The sequence below is a fragment of the Streptomyces sp. NPDC047515 genome (assembly GCF_040643055.1).
GTDB lineage: Bacteria > Actinomycetota > Actinomycetes > Streptomycetales > Streptomycetaceae > Streptomyces.
On sequence record NZ_JBEYTM010000054.1, the window covers coordinates 18,708 to 33,416 of the forward strand.

At 70.1% G+C, this 14,709-nt stretch carries 10 protein-coding genes and 1 pseudogene; 7 read left to right on the plus strand and 4 right to left on the minus strand.

Translation table 11 applies throughout. The features are described from left to right. Window positions 1-2: 2 nt before the first annotated feature. Complete coding sequence (locus ABZ826_RS31395) at window positions 3-5,834, minus strand: type I polyketide synthase (RefSeq protein ID WP_361455799.1); 5,832 nt, start codon at window positions 5,832-5,834, stop codon at window positions 3-5. Between the two features lie 577 nt (window positions 5,835-6,411). Between ABZ826_RS31395 and ABZ826_RS31400 the strand changes: the two genes are divergently transcribed. The 7 genes and pseudogenes from ABZ826_RS31400 to ABZ826_RS31430 all read left to right on the plus strand — a co-directional run. After that, a complete protein-coding gene (locus ABZ826_RS31400; protein ID WP_361455832.1) occupies window positions 6,412-7,452 on the plus strand; it encodes a beta-ketoacyl-ACP synthase III in 1,041 nt (346 codons plus the stop codon). Continuing rightward, on the plus strand, window positions 7,449-7,727 hold the full coding sequence (locus ABZ826_RS31405; RefSeq protein WP_361455802.1) for an acyl carrier protein: 279 nt from the start codon (window positions 7,449-7,451) through the stop codon (window positions 7,725-7,727). The genes ABZ826_RS31400 and ABZ826_RS31405 overlap by 4 nt, the downstream gene beginning before the upstream one ends. Window positions 7,728-7,809: 82 nt before the next feature. Beyond that, on the plus strand, window positions 7,810-8,694 hold the full coding sequence (locus tag ABZ826_RS31410; protein ID WP_361455805.1) for a TauD/TfdA family dioxygenase: 885 nt from the start codon (window positions 7,810-7,812) through the stop codon (window positions 8,692-8,694). A 2-nt stretch (window positions 8,695-8,696) separates the two neighbouring features. Beyond that, complete coding sequence (locus ABZ826_RS31415) at window positions 8,697-9,251, plus strand: FcoT family thioesterase (protein WP_361455808.1); 555 nt, start codon at window positions 8,697-8,699, stop codon at window positions 9,249-9,251. Window positions 9,252-9,408: 157 nt separating this feature from the next. Continuing rightward, entirely contained in the window at window positions 9,409-10,206 is a 798-nt protein-coding gene (locus ABZ826_RS31420) for an alpha/beta fold hydrolase (protein WP_361455811.1), read from the plus strand. Between the two features lie 138 nt (window positions 10,207-10,344). Further along, window positions 10,345-10,497, plus strand: a complete 153-nt coding sequence (locus tag ABZ826_RS31425) for a hypothetical protein (protein WP_361455814.1) — start codon at window positions 10,345-10,347, stop codon at window positions 10,495-10,497. A gap of 282 nt (window positions 10,498-10,779) precedes the next feature. Continuing rightward, window positions 10,780-11,031, plus strand: a pseudogene (locus tag ABZ826_RS31430) (helix-turn-helix transcriptional regulator); the annotation flags it as partial. Window positions 11,032-11,430: 399 nt separating this feature from the next. On the opposite strand, the gene ABZ826_RS31435 reads toward ABZ826_RS31430, so the two are convergent. The 3 genes from ABZ826_RS31435 to ABZ826_RS31445 all read right to left on the minus strand — a co-directional run bounded on the left by ABZ826_RS31435 (window position 11,431) and on the right by ABZ826_RS31445 (window position 14,610). After that, window positions 11,431-12,189, minus strand: coding sequence for an AfsR/SARP family transcriptional regulator (locus tag ABZ826_RS31435; protein WP_361455835.1), 759 nt, complete (start codon window positions 12,187-12,189; stop codon window positions 11,431-11,433). Between the two features lie 765 nt (window positions 12,190-12,954). Then, window positions 12,955-14,190, minus strand: a complete 1,236-nt coding sequence (locus tag ABZ826_RS31440) for a hypothetical protein (protein WP_361455817.1) — start codon at window positions 14,188-14,190, stop codon at window positions 12,955-12,957. Window positions 14,191-14,277: 87 nt separating this feature from the next. Next, the gene (locus ABZ826_RS31445; protein ID WP_361455820.1) at window positions 14,278-14,610 is read right to left on the minus strand and encodes a hypothetical protein; all 333 of its coding nucleotides are present in this window, start codon (window positions 14,608-14,610) and stop codon (window positions 14,278-14,280) included. Window positions 14,611-14,709: the final 99 nt, after the last annotated feature.

Genomic DNA, 14,709 nt, shown 5'->3' on the forward strand with positions numbered 1-14,709 from the left:
GGTCAGGAGTGGTGATCGTCAAGCGCCAGTCGGACCAACTCGTCCACGTCCATCGCAGCGATGGCATCCGCCTCGGCGGTACGAGACGGCTCCTCGTTCCCGGGTCCGGCCGTCGCGGCCGCTTCGGGGAGCAGCCGCTCACGCAGGTAGCGGGCGAGCTCGGCGGGGGTGGGATAGTCGAACACCAGCGTGGCGGGCAGCCGCTGCCCGGTTGCCCGGGAAAGTCGGTTGCGCAGCTCGACGGTGGTGAGCGAGTCGAATCCGAGGTCGATGAAGCGGTGTTCCGGCCGCACGCCTTCGGGACTCACGGAACCGAGCACCGCGGCCACCTCGGCCTGTACGAGGCCGCGCAGCATCCGGTCCTGCTCGGCCTCCGTGTCGGCGGCCAGCAGATTCTGGACGAGTCCGGAGGCTGCGGTCTCCTCTCCGCTCGCCGCAGCCCGGCGACGCCGGGGCACGCGGACCAGCCCCCGCAGCAGCAGCGGCACGGCACCCGCGCCGGACCGCAGGGCGACGGTGTCCAGTGGGGTGGCCACCAGAGCGGGGTCCGCGGTGGCCGTCGCGGTGTCGAAGAGGGCGAGGCCCTGTTCGGTCTCCAGCGGCAGCACACCGATCCGGCGGAGCCGTGCCAGCATGCCGTCCCGGTCGAGGTGCCCGGTCATCCCTGTGGCCTGGTCCCAGAAACCCCAGGCCAGTGAGGTGGCGGCAAGGCCCTGTGCCCTGCGGTGTGTGGCCAGGCCGTCCAGGAAGGCGTTGGCCGCGGCGTAGTTCGCCTGCCCGGCAGTGCCGAGAATGCCGGCAACGGAGGAGAACAGCACGAACAGGGACAGGTCGTGGCCGCGGGTGAGTTCATGGAGGTTCCAGGCCGCCCGTACCTTCGGGGCCATGACGCGGGCGAGCTGCTCGGTGGTCAGCGAGGGGATGACGCCGTCGTCCAGGATGCCCGCCGCGTGGACCACAGCCGTCAGCGGATGGTCGCCGGGGATGGCGTCCAGGACTCCGGTCAGTGCCGCTCGGTCGGCGGCGTCGCACGCCGCGATGGTCACCTTGGTGCCCAGCGCCGCCAGCTCCGCTTCCAGTTCCGCCGTACCGGGGGCCTGCCGGCCGCTGCGGCTGGTCAGCACCACGTGCGCGAAGCGGTGCGTACGGACCAGGTGCCGCGCGACCAGGCCGCCCAGGGTGCCGGTGCCGCCGGTCACGAGCAGGGTGCCGGGCCGGTCCGATACATCCGGTACGTCTGGTACGAGCGCGGGCGTGTCCTGAACGTGGGGCGCCAGCCGGGGCACGAGCGCCCGCCCGCCGCGCAGCGCGATCTGAGGCTCTTCAGCCGCGATCGCCGCCGTGAGTGCGGCGGGCAACGCCGCCCAGGACGACGGGTCATCATCCATGTCCACGAGCAGGAACCGGCCGGGGTTCTCGGTCTCCGCCGAGCGCATCAGCCCCCATACCGGGGCGCAGGCCAGGCCGGTGACATCCGCGCCGGGCTCGGTAGCCACCGCACTGCTGGTGAGCACAGCCAGCCGGGAGCCGGCCCAGTGGTCGTCGGCGAGCCACTGCTGTACGAGCCCCAGCACGTCCGCCGTAACCGCCGCCGCCGACTGCGGTACGTCCACGCCGGCGGCCACGCCCGAATACGGCGCCAGTACCACGCCGGGCACACGGTCTCCGAGGGCAGCCAGGTCCGGATAGACCCCGGCTCGCACGGCCTCTCCGGCACGGGCGGCGACGTCCCGCGCGCCCAGGTCCGCACCGGCATCGATGACCGCGTACGTGTCCGTGGCCGCGACAGCCTTCGCCTCGGGCAGCGGCTGCCAGGCCAGACGGAAGAGCGCCTGCCCCGCGCCGTCACGGGCCTGGCGCAACTGCTCGACCGAGACCGGCCGGGTCACCAGCTCACGCGCCGACGCCACCGGCCGGCCCGTAAGATCGGCCAGCTCGACGGCCACTGTGCCGGTGCCCCGGGGCAGCAACCGGACCCGCAGCCCCTCGGCGCCCGTGGCGTGCAACCGGACGGCGTTCCAGGAGAACGGGAGCCAAGGCCCCTCGCCGGAGTCGTCAAGACCGCCGTTGAGCAGCATCGGGTGGAGAGCAGTGTCCAGCAGGGCAGGGTGCAGGCCGAATGCACCAGCAGCCGGACCGCCCCCGCGCGGTGCGCCGGCGGATGCCTGCGGCAGGCGCACCTCGGCGAACAGTTCCTCGCCGCGCCGCCACACCGCGTGCAGTCCCTGGAACACCGGGCCGTAGTCGTAACCGCGCCGCGCCGCCCGTGCGTAGAAGTCCTCGACCGCCACCGGCTGTGCGCCGGCCGGCGGCCACGACGCGTCGGCATCCCGTACCTCATCCGAAACCGCATCGCCGGAACCGGGCGTCACGGCCTCGACGACCAGACCGCCCGCATGCCGGGTCCACGGGTCTCCAGGGCCCGCCGACTCGTCCCGGGAGTACACGGACACCGGCCGGTGACCGGAGTCGTCCGGCTCGCCGACCGTCACCTGCACGCGGACATTGCCCTGTTCCGGCAGCACGAGCGGCGCCTCCAGCACCAGCTCGGCCAGCTCGTCGCAGCCCACCTCCTCACCGGCACGCAGCGCCATCTCCACGAACGCCGTTCCCGGCAGCAGCACCGACCCCGCCACAGCGTGATCGGCCAGCCAAGGATGAGACTCCAGAGACAGACGCCCCGTCAGCAGCACCTCACCGGTCTCCGCCGACTCCACCGCCGCACCCAGCAGCGGATGACCGGCCGCCGCCAGCCCGAGCCCCGCCACATCACCGGCAGCGGCCACCACGGATGCGGGCCAGAACCGCTCCCGCTGGAACGCGTACGTCGGCAGTGCCACCCGGGCCGGGCCGGTCCCCAAAACCGCTTCCCAGTCCAGCCCGACCCCCCGCACATACGCCTGTCCCAGCGCGGTGACGAACTGCTCCAGCTCCCCCTGGTCCCGACGCAGCGACCCCAGCGCCGCGCCCTCGTATGACGATGCCTCCAGGACCTGCTCCACCGCCGCCGTCAGCACCGGATGCGCACTGGCCTCCACAAACACCCGGTGACCCACCGCCAGCAGCGCTTCCACACCCCGCTGGAACTCCACCGGCTCCCGCAGGTTCCGGTACCAATACCCCGCATCCAGAGCAGCGGTGTCGATCACTTCACCCGCCACCGTGGAGCAGAAAACGACACCGGATGCCGACCGCGGCTCGATGTCCGCCAGCAGCTCCCTCAAGCGCTCCTCGACCACCTCGACATGCGCCGAGTGGGACGCGTAGTCGATGGGGACGCGGCGGGCCCAGATGCCCTCGGTTGCCAGACCGTCCAGCAGCTGGTCCATCGCGTCCGCATCACCCGACACCACCGTGGACGCAGGCGAGTTGGCCACAGCGACCGACAACCTGCCGTCCCAGGCGGCCAGGCGCTCCTCGACCGCGGCCCGGCCCAGCATGACCGAGGCCATGCCGCCCTTCCCGGCCAGCTCCTTCAGCAACTGGCTGCGCAGCGCCACGATCCGTACGGCGTCCTCCAGCGACAACGCACCTGCCACATAGGCCGCCGCGATCTCGCCCTGGGAGTGGCCCACCACCGCCGCCGGGGTCACACCGTAGTGACGCCACAGCTCGGCCAACCCCGTCATCACGGTGAACAGGGCCGGCTGCACGACCTCGTCACCCTGATCCAGCGAGGCCGTACCCTCCTCTCCTCGCAACACCGCACGCAACGACCAGTCCAGATACGGCGCGAAGGCCCGCTCGCACCGGTCGACCCACTCCGCGAACACCGGGGACGAATCCAGGAGCGCCCGGCCCATGCCCACCCACTGCGACCCCTGACCAGGGAAAACCAGCACCACTCCCCGGCCCGACGGCACCACGCGATCGGTCACCACCCCGGCCGACTCCGTCCCGCCCGCGAGTGCTTCCAAGCCCGCCATGGCCTCGGACCGGTCCCATGCCACCACCACGCCGCGATACTCAAAGGCCGTACGGTGCCGGGCCAACGCCACCGCGATGCCCGCGTCAGTCACTTCGGGGCCCTCGTCGTCGGATCCCACGCCGATCTGTCCCGTGCGCAGGAAGTCCGCCAGCCGTCCCGCCTGCTCCCGCAGCGCTGCCTCCGACCGGCCGGAAACCGGCCACAGCACCCCTCCCGCGGCCAGGCCCCCCTCGCCCGGCGCAACAGCTTCCGCCTGCGACTCTTCCTGCTCCTGCGGCGCCTGCTCCAAAATGACGTGGGCGTTCGTCCCGCTGATACCGAACGAGGAGATCCCGGCCCTACGAGCCCGACCGGTCTCGGGCCACGGCACCTGCTCCGTCACCAACTCCACCGCGCCGGACGACCAGTCCACGTGCGGCGAGGGCGCATCCACGTGCAGCGTCGCGGGCACCACACCGTGCTGCAACGCCAGCACCGACTTGATCACACCCGCCACGCCCGCCGCCGCCTGCGTATGACCGATGTTCGACTTCATCGATCCCAGCAACAGCGGAGCGGCCTTCGGATCACGCTGACCGTACGTCGCCAGCAACGCCTGCGCCTCGATCGGATCACCCAGCGACGTCCCCGTACCGTGCGCCTCCACCACATCCACATCGCCCACGGACAAGTCCGCCGCGGCCAACGCCTGCCGGATCACCCGCTGCTGCGACGGACCATTCGGAGCCGTCAGGCCATTCGACGCACCGTCCTGATTCACCGCACTGCCCCGCACCACCGCCAGCACCCGGTGCCCGTTGCGGCGCGCATCCGACAGCCGCTCCAGCACCACCATCCCCACACCCTCGGCGGGTCCGAAGCCGTCCGCGCTCGCGGCGAAGGAGCGGCAGCGCCCGTCGGGCGACAGCGCCCGCTGCCGGCAAAAGCCCAGGTAGACGCTGGGGCCGGAGAGCACGGTCGCCCCGCCGGCCAGTGCCAGGGAGCACTCGCCCTGGCGCAGCGCCTGCGCCGCCAGGTGGATCGTCACCAGCGACGACGAGCACGCCGTGTCGACGGTCAGCGCGGCGCCTTCCAGGCCCAGGGCGTAGGCCACCCGGCCGGAGGCCACGCTGCTGTGGGTGCCGGTCGTGTAGTACATGTCGCTCTCGGGCACGGACTTGGCGATCAGCGGGTAGTCGAAGTTGGCCACACCTGCGTACACCGCGGTCTGTGATCCCCTCAGTGACGCGGGGTCGATGCCGACCTGCTCCAGCGCCTCCCACGACGTCTCCAGCAGCAGCCGCTGCTGCGGATCCATCGCCAACGCCTCCCGCGGCGAGATACCGAAGAACGCCGCGTCAAACTCCAGGGCATGGTCGAGGAATCCGCCTTCTCGCACGTAACTCGTCCCCTGCTGATCGGGGTCCGGGTCGTACAGCGCCTCAAGATCCCAGCCCCGGTCGTCAGGGAACGGGCCGTGTCCCTCCGCGCCGGAGGAGACCAGCTCCCACAGGTCCTCCGGGGACTCCACACCGCCCGGGAAGCGGCAGGCCATCGCGACGATCGCGATCGGCTCATCGCTCACCCCCGTGGCCGTCGGCTCGGGTTCCGCAGACGCCACCGGCTCAGATTCGCCGGCGAGTTGAGTGTCGAGGAACTCGGCCAGCAGCGTCGGCGTCGGGTGGTCGAAGACCATGGTGGACGGCAGGCTCGCGCCACTGAGACCGTCGAGCCGGTCGCGCAGTTCGACCGCGATGAGCGAGTCCACGCCCAGGTCCAGGAACGTGACATCGGCCGCTATGTCCTCCGGGCCGGGGTATCCCAGCAACTCGGCCACCTGGCCGCGTACCACCTGGAGCAGGACATGAGTCCGTTCGCCGCCCGAGAGGCCGACGAGTCGCTGGGCGAGCGCCGAAGCAGAATTCATGAGATCGCACCTTCAAAATCCGCGCAAGGGAGCGCCCACGCCACTGGGCGGCGGGGAGAACCAACGAATCACAGGGAAATCCGGGCGGAATTTCCGTTGCCAACCAACAATCTGGCCCGCAGGCCGGGGTTGATACTCGTCGCGCACCGTCCCGGCCGCAAGCCTCACACGTCCTCGCGAAGCCTGCTGCGCCGCCCCCTCCGCGGCCGGTACGGCGCCGCCGGAACCGCGGTTCCGGCCGGTACGGCGCCGCCGGAACCGCGGTTCCGCAGCACATAACTGCAGCTCACGGGCGTCTCCCCAAAGGGAGGTCCAGCGAAGTCGCCACCTGGCCACGAATGCCGCGGCCAGGCTTTAGAGCGGCCTTAGACCTGCTTCAGGGATCCCGTCCATTATTGACATCGCGGTCTTTGTGCTTTTTCGTTGAAGGCGCCTCTACCGCTGACAGCGTATGGACGAAATACTTTATGCGCGTCCTGCGGATGGCATTCCCCCCAAGCGTTTTCCCTGTTTTTACAGAGGTGTCGTCGTGAGCGATTTCGGAAGACCACCCGATTCCCCCGGTTTCGAGCCGTCCATACCCGCCGATCCGTTCGGTGTGCCAGCCGGGCGGGCCGCGGTGCTATGCGGTGTCGGTGGCTGGGTCCCGCCGCGGGTCGTCACCAACGAAGAGCTCGCCGGGCGCCTCGACACCACAGACGAGTGGATCACCACCCGGACGGGAATCCGGCGGCGCCATGCCGTCGAGCCCGGGCAGGCCACCTCCGATCTCGCGGTGGAAGCCGGCCGCCGGGCGCTGAGCTCGGCCGGCGGCCCGGCCCCGGACACCGTCCTGCTCGCCACCACGACACCCGACCGCCCGTGCCCGGCCACCGCTCCCCTGGTCGCCTCCCGGCTCGGGCTGCGGGAGGCCGCCGCCTTCGACGTCTCGGCGGTCTGCACGGGGTTCGTCTACGCCCTGGCCACCGCGGCCGGTCTGATCGCGTCCGGGATCTCCGAGCGGGTCCTGGTGATCGGCGCCGATGTGTACTCCTCCATCGTCGACCCGGAAGACCGCACCAACGCCATCATCTTCGGCGATGGTGCGGGCGCCGTGGTCCTGCGCGCCGGGGACCCGGCCGAACCGGGCGCACTGGACCACTTCGACCTGGGCAGCGACGGCGCGTCGGAAGAGCTGATCATGGTGGCGGCCGGGGGCTCCCGGCAGTGGGCCGAATCCCGCCCGCCGACCCGCGGCGAACAGCACTTCGCGATGCGCGGCAAAGAGGTGTACCGGCACGCCGTCACGCGCATAGCGACCTCGGCCCGGGCCGCGCTCGCCGCCGCGGGCTGGAAGCCGGGCGACGTGGACTACTTCGTCCCGCACCAGGCCAATGTGCGCATCCTGCACTCCGTGGCCGACGACCTCGGGATCGAACGGTCCCGCTGCGCCAGCCATCTCGTCGACGTGGGCAACACCGGTGCCGCGTCGATTCCGCTGGCGCTGGCCCACGCCCACACCGAGGGCGCGCTCAAGCCCGGCCATCGGGTAGTGCTCACCGGCTTCGGCGGAGGCCTGACCTGGGGCTCCTGCGTACTGCGATGGCCCGACATCAGCCAAGGAGAGGACCGACGATGAGTAACCCCACGCACGAGCAGTTGTACGACCGACTGGTCGCTGTCCTGCAATATCTGCACGACGCACCAGCCGAGCAGCTGACGCCGGACGCGACGTACGCCGGCCTCGGTGTCGACTCGCTCACGATGGTCGAGATCTCGATGCGGCTGGAACGCGAGTTGGGCGTCGAGGTCGCCGACGACGAGCTGTCCCAGGATCTCTCCCTCGCGGAGACCGTGCGGCTGATCGAGTCCAAGCTCTCCGCCGACGGGCCGCTACACCCGACCACCGCGTAACACCATCAACCGGCAAACCGGCCAAAAGATCCGGCCGGTGAATCGCATCCGGGACATCCGACCGGGAAAGAGGACTGACACGATGCAGATCACACCGCAGACCGACGGGCACATGGGCGTGACGGTGGCGGACTTCGACCACACCGCCGCGTCGGACGCGGACATCGAAGCGCTCAAGCAGGCCGTCTACAAGCACAAGATCGCGGTACTGAAGGACCAGGACCTCACACCGACGGCCTTCCACGACCTCGGGAAGCGGCTGGGACGCCCGGAGGGGTACTACGAGCCGATGTACCGCCACCCGGACCACCCCGAGGTCTTCGTCTCCTCCAACGTCCCGGAGAACGGCAAGCAGATCGGCGTACCGAAGACCGGCAAGTTCTGGCACGCGGACTACCAGTTCATGCCGGACCCGTTCGGGATCACCCTGATCTACCCGCAGGTCATCCCCGAGCGGAATCGCGGGACGTGCTTCATCGACATGGGCGAGGCATACCGCAAGCTGCCCGAGGAGCTGAAGGAGGCGGTGTCGGGGACGTCCTGCCGGCACAGCGTCCGCAAGTACTTCAAGATCCGTCCGCAGGACATCTACCGGCCGATCTCGGAGATCCTCACGGAGGTCGACACGAAGACGCCGCCGGTGGTCCACCCCACGGTCTTCGTCCACCCGATGACCGGCGAGAAGGTGCTGTACATCAGCGAGGGGTTCACCGTCGGCATCGAGGACGCCGACGGCAACGCGCTGGACGAGGAGCTGCTCAAGCGCCTCTTCGACGCCACCGGCCAGCTCGACGAGGACCAAACCCACGAGAACATCCACCTGCAGGAGTTCGAGAAGGGTGACCTGCTCGTCTGGGACAACCGCAGCCTGATCCACCGGGCCCGGCACACCACCACGCCCGAGCCCACCGTCTCCTACCGGGTCACCGTGCACGACACCCGGAAGCTGTACGAGACCGGGGCGTAGCCGTGACAGGCGCACACGCCACGGGCGCGCACAGCATCCACGAGCACGCCACTGACGAGCAGCTCCTGGCGCGCGTACTCCAGCCGTACAAGGATCACTGCAAGTATCTGAAGTCGGCACGCGTCACCGCAGAGGGCACCGCAGGCACGGGCGTCACCGCGCACTGCACGTTCGAGATCCCCGAGTCGTGCTACATCGACGACACCGGACATCTCAACGCGGTCGAAATCACCATCTGTTACAACCAGATGATGTATTACACCGTCGCCGCTGCGATCCAGTGGGGAATCCTGGAAGCGTTTGAAGGCTGGACGATGGACGACTTCTGGAAGCGTCAGCTCCCCGACATCCTCATCGCCCGGTTCGCCAGCAAGTTCCGGCGGCCTGTCACTCCTCGCTCCTTCTCCGGCGCCATCGAGTTCCGGTCGGTGCAGCACAGATCGCCAGGCGGCGCCGCGCCCCTGCTGATCGCCGAGACGGCGTACCGCTATCACGATGCCGAGGGCGGCCGATGCGACGGTGAGGCGACGCTCGCCTTCACCGGCCTGCCAGGATGACCCGACCGCGTGCGTCGGCTCCGGTTCCGCGTTCGTGCGGAGCCGGAGCCGGCGCATGCGGCGACCGCCCCGCCGACGGCAGGAAGGAACCCAGCATGTGCATCGCCCAGGCCGGTGAGAAACCCCAATGACCGCACACCCGAACGCGTCTTCCGATGTGAGCAACCCATGGATCCGGCGGTTCGCGCCGTACGGCGATCCGTCGCCGAGCCGGGCGCGGCTGGTGTGTTTTCCGCACGCCGGAGGGGCCGCGAGCTACTACTTCCCGCTGTCCCGGCAGCTCGCGCCCACGGTGGAGACCTGGGCCATCCAGTATCCGGGGCGTCAAGACCGGCGCAAGGAGCCGTTGCTTACCAGCCTTTCCGACATGGCGGACGCCGCCTTCGAGGCGCTGCGGCCCCACATGCGGCCTCCGTACTCCTTCTTCGGGCACAGCATGGGCGCCCTTCTGGCGTTCGAGGTGGCCCACCGGTTCGAACGTCTCGGCCAGGACGGTCCGGTCCAGGTCTTCGTCTCCGGCCGCCGCGCGCCCTCAGCCGACGGCCGCGAGCGCGTGCCTCCGCGGACCGACGCCGAAGTGCTGGCGAACATCAAGGAGTTGGGCGGCACTGCACCGGGTGCGCTGGACGACGAGGGGCTGCGCACCCTGATCCTCCCCGTCATCCGGGCGGACTACCGGGCTGTCGAGACGTACGTGTGCGAGGCGGGGCGAACGCTGCGCTGCCCGCTGACCGTGCTCGTCGGCGACGAAGATCCGATGGTGACGGTCGCCGAGGCGGCTCAGTGGCGAGCCCACTCGACGGGCGCCTTCGCCCTGTCGGTGTACCCCGGCAGCCACTTCTATCTGGCCGACCAACTCGTCGATGTGGCCCGGGACATCAGCGCCTCTCTCACCGCCGCGGTCCATGCTGGTCCACTCCCCGCAGAAGCACAGCCCCGCGTGAGGCGCGGGTGATCGAGGGGTTGCTTCCGCTGTCGGTGGCCACGGTCGGGATGTACCACGACCGCGGCCGTCCGGCGCAGGTCCCAATCGAGGAACGGCTGGTGCCCACGCCTGCCGGGAGCGGCGCGAGGAGTTCGGCACGGGCCGGAAGTGTGCCCGCCGCGCGCTGACTTCGACGAGGCGGTGGTCACCGTCGACCTGGACGCGGGTTCCTTCCAGGTGCAGTTGCTATCGACCGGGCCGCTGGTGGAGGGCAGGCGGAGCGAGTGGTTCAGCGGCCGCGACGGATCCGCAACGGGCTAGTGATCACGGCGGTCACCCTGTCGCGTGCGGAAACGGGCACGGGGACGCCTGCGGGAACGGGTCGGCGTCCCGCACTGGCCCGCCACGCAGGGGCGTCGGGCCAGACCCTCCACATGGGGGTGGCGGGGCCGATGGGACGGCCAGCATCCTGTCGGTGCGCGGCCGGTCACGGAACGTATCCGTGCTCGGGGTCGATGGCGCCTTGGCCTGAGGGAGAAAGCGTCCGTGATGGGCAGTCAGTTACCTGAGAGGTACGTGTGGATGCCGGCCGACGGGACGGTTCTGGACCGTCTCACCGACCGTGAGCTCCAAGTCCTCCTGCTGCTGACGCAAGGCATGTCGAACGCGGAGATCGCGGACCATCTGGTCGTCACCGAGGCCACCGTCAAGACCCACGTCGGTCGGATGCTGGCGAAGCTCGGGCTGCGGGACCGGGTCCAGGCGGTGGTCTTCGCCTACGAGACCGGGCTGGTACGTGCCGGCCAGGACCGGTCCGGCGCGTCCGGCACGCGTGACGCCGCGCGTCTTTCCTGACGTCGCAAGCACGTCCCGGGTGACATCGGCCGCGGGACACGGACAAAGGAGATACCCCTGCACCGCAACGCACGGCGGGTCGTTCACCGGGCCCCGTCCATTCCGGCCTGCACAGCCCTTGTGCCGACGGCAGTCGGTTGTTCATCCTGCGGCTCGGACCACTCGCCACCCCCGGACCGACGAACGAGCCCCGCCCGGAAGCGGCGGGCGGTCCGACGCCGCAGGCCGACCATATCCACTCCTCGCCCGCCGCGCAGGTGCCGGAGCTGGGCTCCGATGACACCGGCTCCGACACGGCGCGGGCAACGTTGCCGCCCTGGGAGGCGGCAGCGGTCAGTGATGAGAGAGACCCCGGGCGTCCCCCGTGGGCCCCTCTCCCCAAGCGTCCCACGCCGCCAGTCACACGCCCACCGGCTCCGGCTCCTCCTCTTCCGCCCGCAGGATGGTCTGCTGCAGTTCGCGCAGCGCCCGGCACGGCTCCAGCCCCAGCTCGCGACGGATCGTCTCGCGGACGCCCCGGTACGTCGTGAGCGCCTCGGCCCGGCGTCCGGACCGGGACATGCACAGGATCAGCTGCTGATAGAACGTCTCGTGCAAGGGATAGTCGACGACGAGGGACCGCAGCAGCCCGATCATCTCCTGATAGCGGCCAAGGGCCATGCTGGACTCGACGAACAGCTCGGCGCATTCGATACGAGCCTCGTCCAGCCACTTGACGAATCCGCCGATGACCGGTCCGTCCGACACCTCGCTGAGCGTAGTCCCCCGGGGGAGCGCGAACGCGGACCCCAGCACGGTAACCGCCTTGTCGTACCGCCTCGCCCGAACACTGACCCGCCCCTCGTGGAGCAGCCGCTGGAAGAGATGCAGGTCCGACTCGCCGGGGCCGACCCGCAGGAGATAGCCAGGCAACTTGGTGATGAGCGGGCCCTGGTCATGCCCGGATCCACCGTCGTGCCCCGCCCCGCTCAGGAACTTGCGCAGCTGCGATACGTACACGTGCAGGGCCGCCGTCGCCCGGCGCGGTGGCGTACCGCCCCAGAGCTCGTTGACCAGCGCTTCACGGGAGACGACATGATTCGCCCGGATGAGCAAGGTGGCCAGCAGAATCTGCATTTTCGGCGCGGTGATCGCGGAAATCCGGTTGTTATCGGTCACGCTCAAGGGCCCGAGAATTTCGTATCGCACCAACGGCTCCTCAAACTCCAACAGCACTTTTCCTGCCTTCACTTCGGGTGTACGGGCCGTCGCCGCGCTCGACTCGTATCCGCCCCGCCAGGCGTAGACCTGGAAACCGCGTCCCTGACTTCTTTCCCAGCAGCCCGCCTTCGACCATGCGCGGACAACAGGGCGTTGACCAGAAATTCCGCGCGGTCGGGCGACTTGATGACGGTTTTCCCCAGCCGCGTCCGGGCCGATGACCTGGTACGGGCGGTCGTGGCGCGTGGCGTAACCGCCCTCCTTCGCCCTCGGCGCGTACATGGGCCACCATGTACGCGCTCGGCAGTTCGAGCCTTTCGAGCTCTTCTGGTTCGGCGCCGCCCAGCACCCCCTCGGCAAGGGATCCATGTTCTTCTTCGCCTCCCCTGAAGAGCCACTTTCCTTGCCTCTTACGCTATGCAGGGCGACCGGGCCACTCAAGCCCGCCCAACCCCTAACAACCCCTATCTCGGGCCCCACAAGGGAGGGGAGACCGCCTGGCCACGCCCCCAGGGCCGTTGCGTGATCGAGATGTGTCTGGGTTTGCCAGGCTGAGGCCGAGGGCTGACATGGGCCGCTGGTAGTCGCGGGCGGTGCGCCGGAGGGCAGCGTGCGGCGTCTAACGGCCTGATCCACTCTCTCTCGTACACCAGGCCGTAAGGCCGTCGTCCCGCCCCCGTGGCGGGGAGCGGGACGATGCGGGCTGTCAGGCTGAGCGACCGGTCAGGCGCTGCACTCGAGGCTGATGGCCGCGGCGGCGTGGTGGGCGTTCTGGTATCCGGCCCCGTAATCGACGCCGCGGGTGTGCAGCTTGACGGAGAATGCGCCGTTGCTGCTGTCGAACGAGCCGCCGGACACCCATTTGCCGCGGTTGTGGACCTGGTCGACCGTGAAGTCACGGAGCTGCTTCCCCGATCCGTCCACGGTCTTGTATACGGAGTAGTGGCTCGGGTGGCCGCCGACGTGGCCGACGTTGCCGTCGCCCGGGACGAACACCTTGACTTCGCACGACCCGGATTTCACCGGCGCGGTGCGGAACGTCCACAGCGCGTAGTTGCCGTCGTCGCCGTTGTGGCCGGACATCGGTACGGACGTGAAGCGCCCGCCGCAGCCGCCCCCGGCGTAGCTGCCTTCTTGCGTCGTCCAGCCCGACTGGCCGTCGGCATACCTGCCCTGTTCCTTGTAGCCCGTGGACTTGTCCGAGCAGTACGGCCCGGCCACGGCGTAGTACGCGGGAGAAGCGGAGTGCTGGTCGTTGCCCTGGCCGCCATCCGGCGGCACCGCCCCGCCGCCGGAGGACGAGGAGTCACCGCCATGACCGCCCCCGGACGCCTCGCCCTGTGCCTGGTCCGTGCCAGGCACCAGCCCCGGGCCGCCCTGCTTCCCCGTGTAATCGTCCCCGGCCTGGGGGGAGTTGTCGTCCGAGTGGTGCCCCACGAGCCCCGCGATCAGGAACGGCGAGCAAAGCAGCAGCACCCCGGCGAGTGCCGCCGCGGCCGCCATCGGCTTGGACACCCGGCCCGTCGGACCGTCGGGGCCGTCCTTCTCCGTGGCGCCGTCCTGCCTGGGGCCGGACGACGCCACGGCGGCCGCCGACGCCGAGGCCGCCGCCCCGGACTGCGCTGCGGCTTTCGCGCCGGACTTCGCCTCGGACTTCGCCCCTGCCGCTGCCGACGCGGCGGCGGACGTGCCCTCCCGCGCACCGTCCGAAGCCGCTGCGGTATCGGAAGCCGGTGCCGCAGCCGGGTCACCGGAGACGACGGGCACCGGAGCCGACCCTGTGGACAAGGTGTTCGTCATCGGCGGCGGCGCTGCCCCGGGCCGCTCCGGTGTGCTCTGCTCCGATTCACGCGATCCCGGTTCGGGGACGGCCGACTCCGCCGACACCGCCCCGCCGCCGGCCGCCTCCTGACGCGCGCCACCGCCTTCGCGGGACTCTTCGGGTTCCCTGGGCGCCATGGTCTGCTCTCCTCTTGTTCCTCGTTGCTGCTGGGGTGTTGCCGCGCGTGTGCGAACACACTTGCGTGCCGCTGAGGTGTGGTCTCCCTAGGAGTGTGGGTCGGCGCCCGGTCGAGGATGCCGTCGGTGAGCGCACGGGCTCGGATCGGCCAGCGCCACTTCGGTACTGGCCTGGCGCATCCCCTTCAGCGCCGACACCACCGTCAAGGCCGGCCCCCGGTACCGCAGCCGACTCCTCCCCGACCAGTTCATCGGCTGCCACGCTTCAAGGTCGACCGACACCGGTGCCAGGATCTTCGACTTCGGCTCGATGCCGAGCCGCCAAGGGGCGAGCTCGGCGATGTCCGAGTCGTCGGCGTCGGCGTCGGCGTCGGCACACAGCAGCGGACGCGGACCGACCGACGACTCGGCGTGCTCCATCGGCAGCACGGCGAACCGGACGGCCCCATGACGCCACGCAACTGATTGTACGTGCGATGCCGAACGCCTGGGGCCGCGTGCCGGGCGGTCACCGCGAAA

What these genes read in the sequence shown, in the direction of transcription:
- ABZ826_RS31395 (WP_361455799.1), bottom strand. Translation starts at nt 5,834, where the DNA reads ATGAATTCTGCTTCGGCGCTCGCCCAGCGACTCGTCGGCCTCTCGGGC.
- ABZ826_RS31405 (WP_361455802.1), top strand. Translation starts at nt 7,449, where the DNA reads ATGAGTAACCCCACGCACGAGCAGTTGTACGACCGACTGGTCGCTGTC.
- ABZ826_RS31410 (WP_361455805.1), top strand. Translation starts at nt 7,810, where the DNA reads ATGCAGATCACACCGCAGACCGACGGGCACATGGGCGTGACGGTGGCG.
- ABZ826_RS31440 (WP_361455817.1), bottom strand. Translation starts at nt 14,190, where the DNA reads ATGGCGCCCAGGGAACCCGAAGAGTCCCGCGAAGGCGGTGGCGCGCGT.
- ABZ826_RS31445 (WP_361455820.1), bottom strand. Translation starts at nt 14,610, where the DNA reads ATGGAGCACGCCGAGTCGTCGGTCGGTCCGCGTCCGCTGCTGTGTGCC.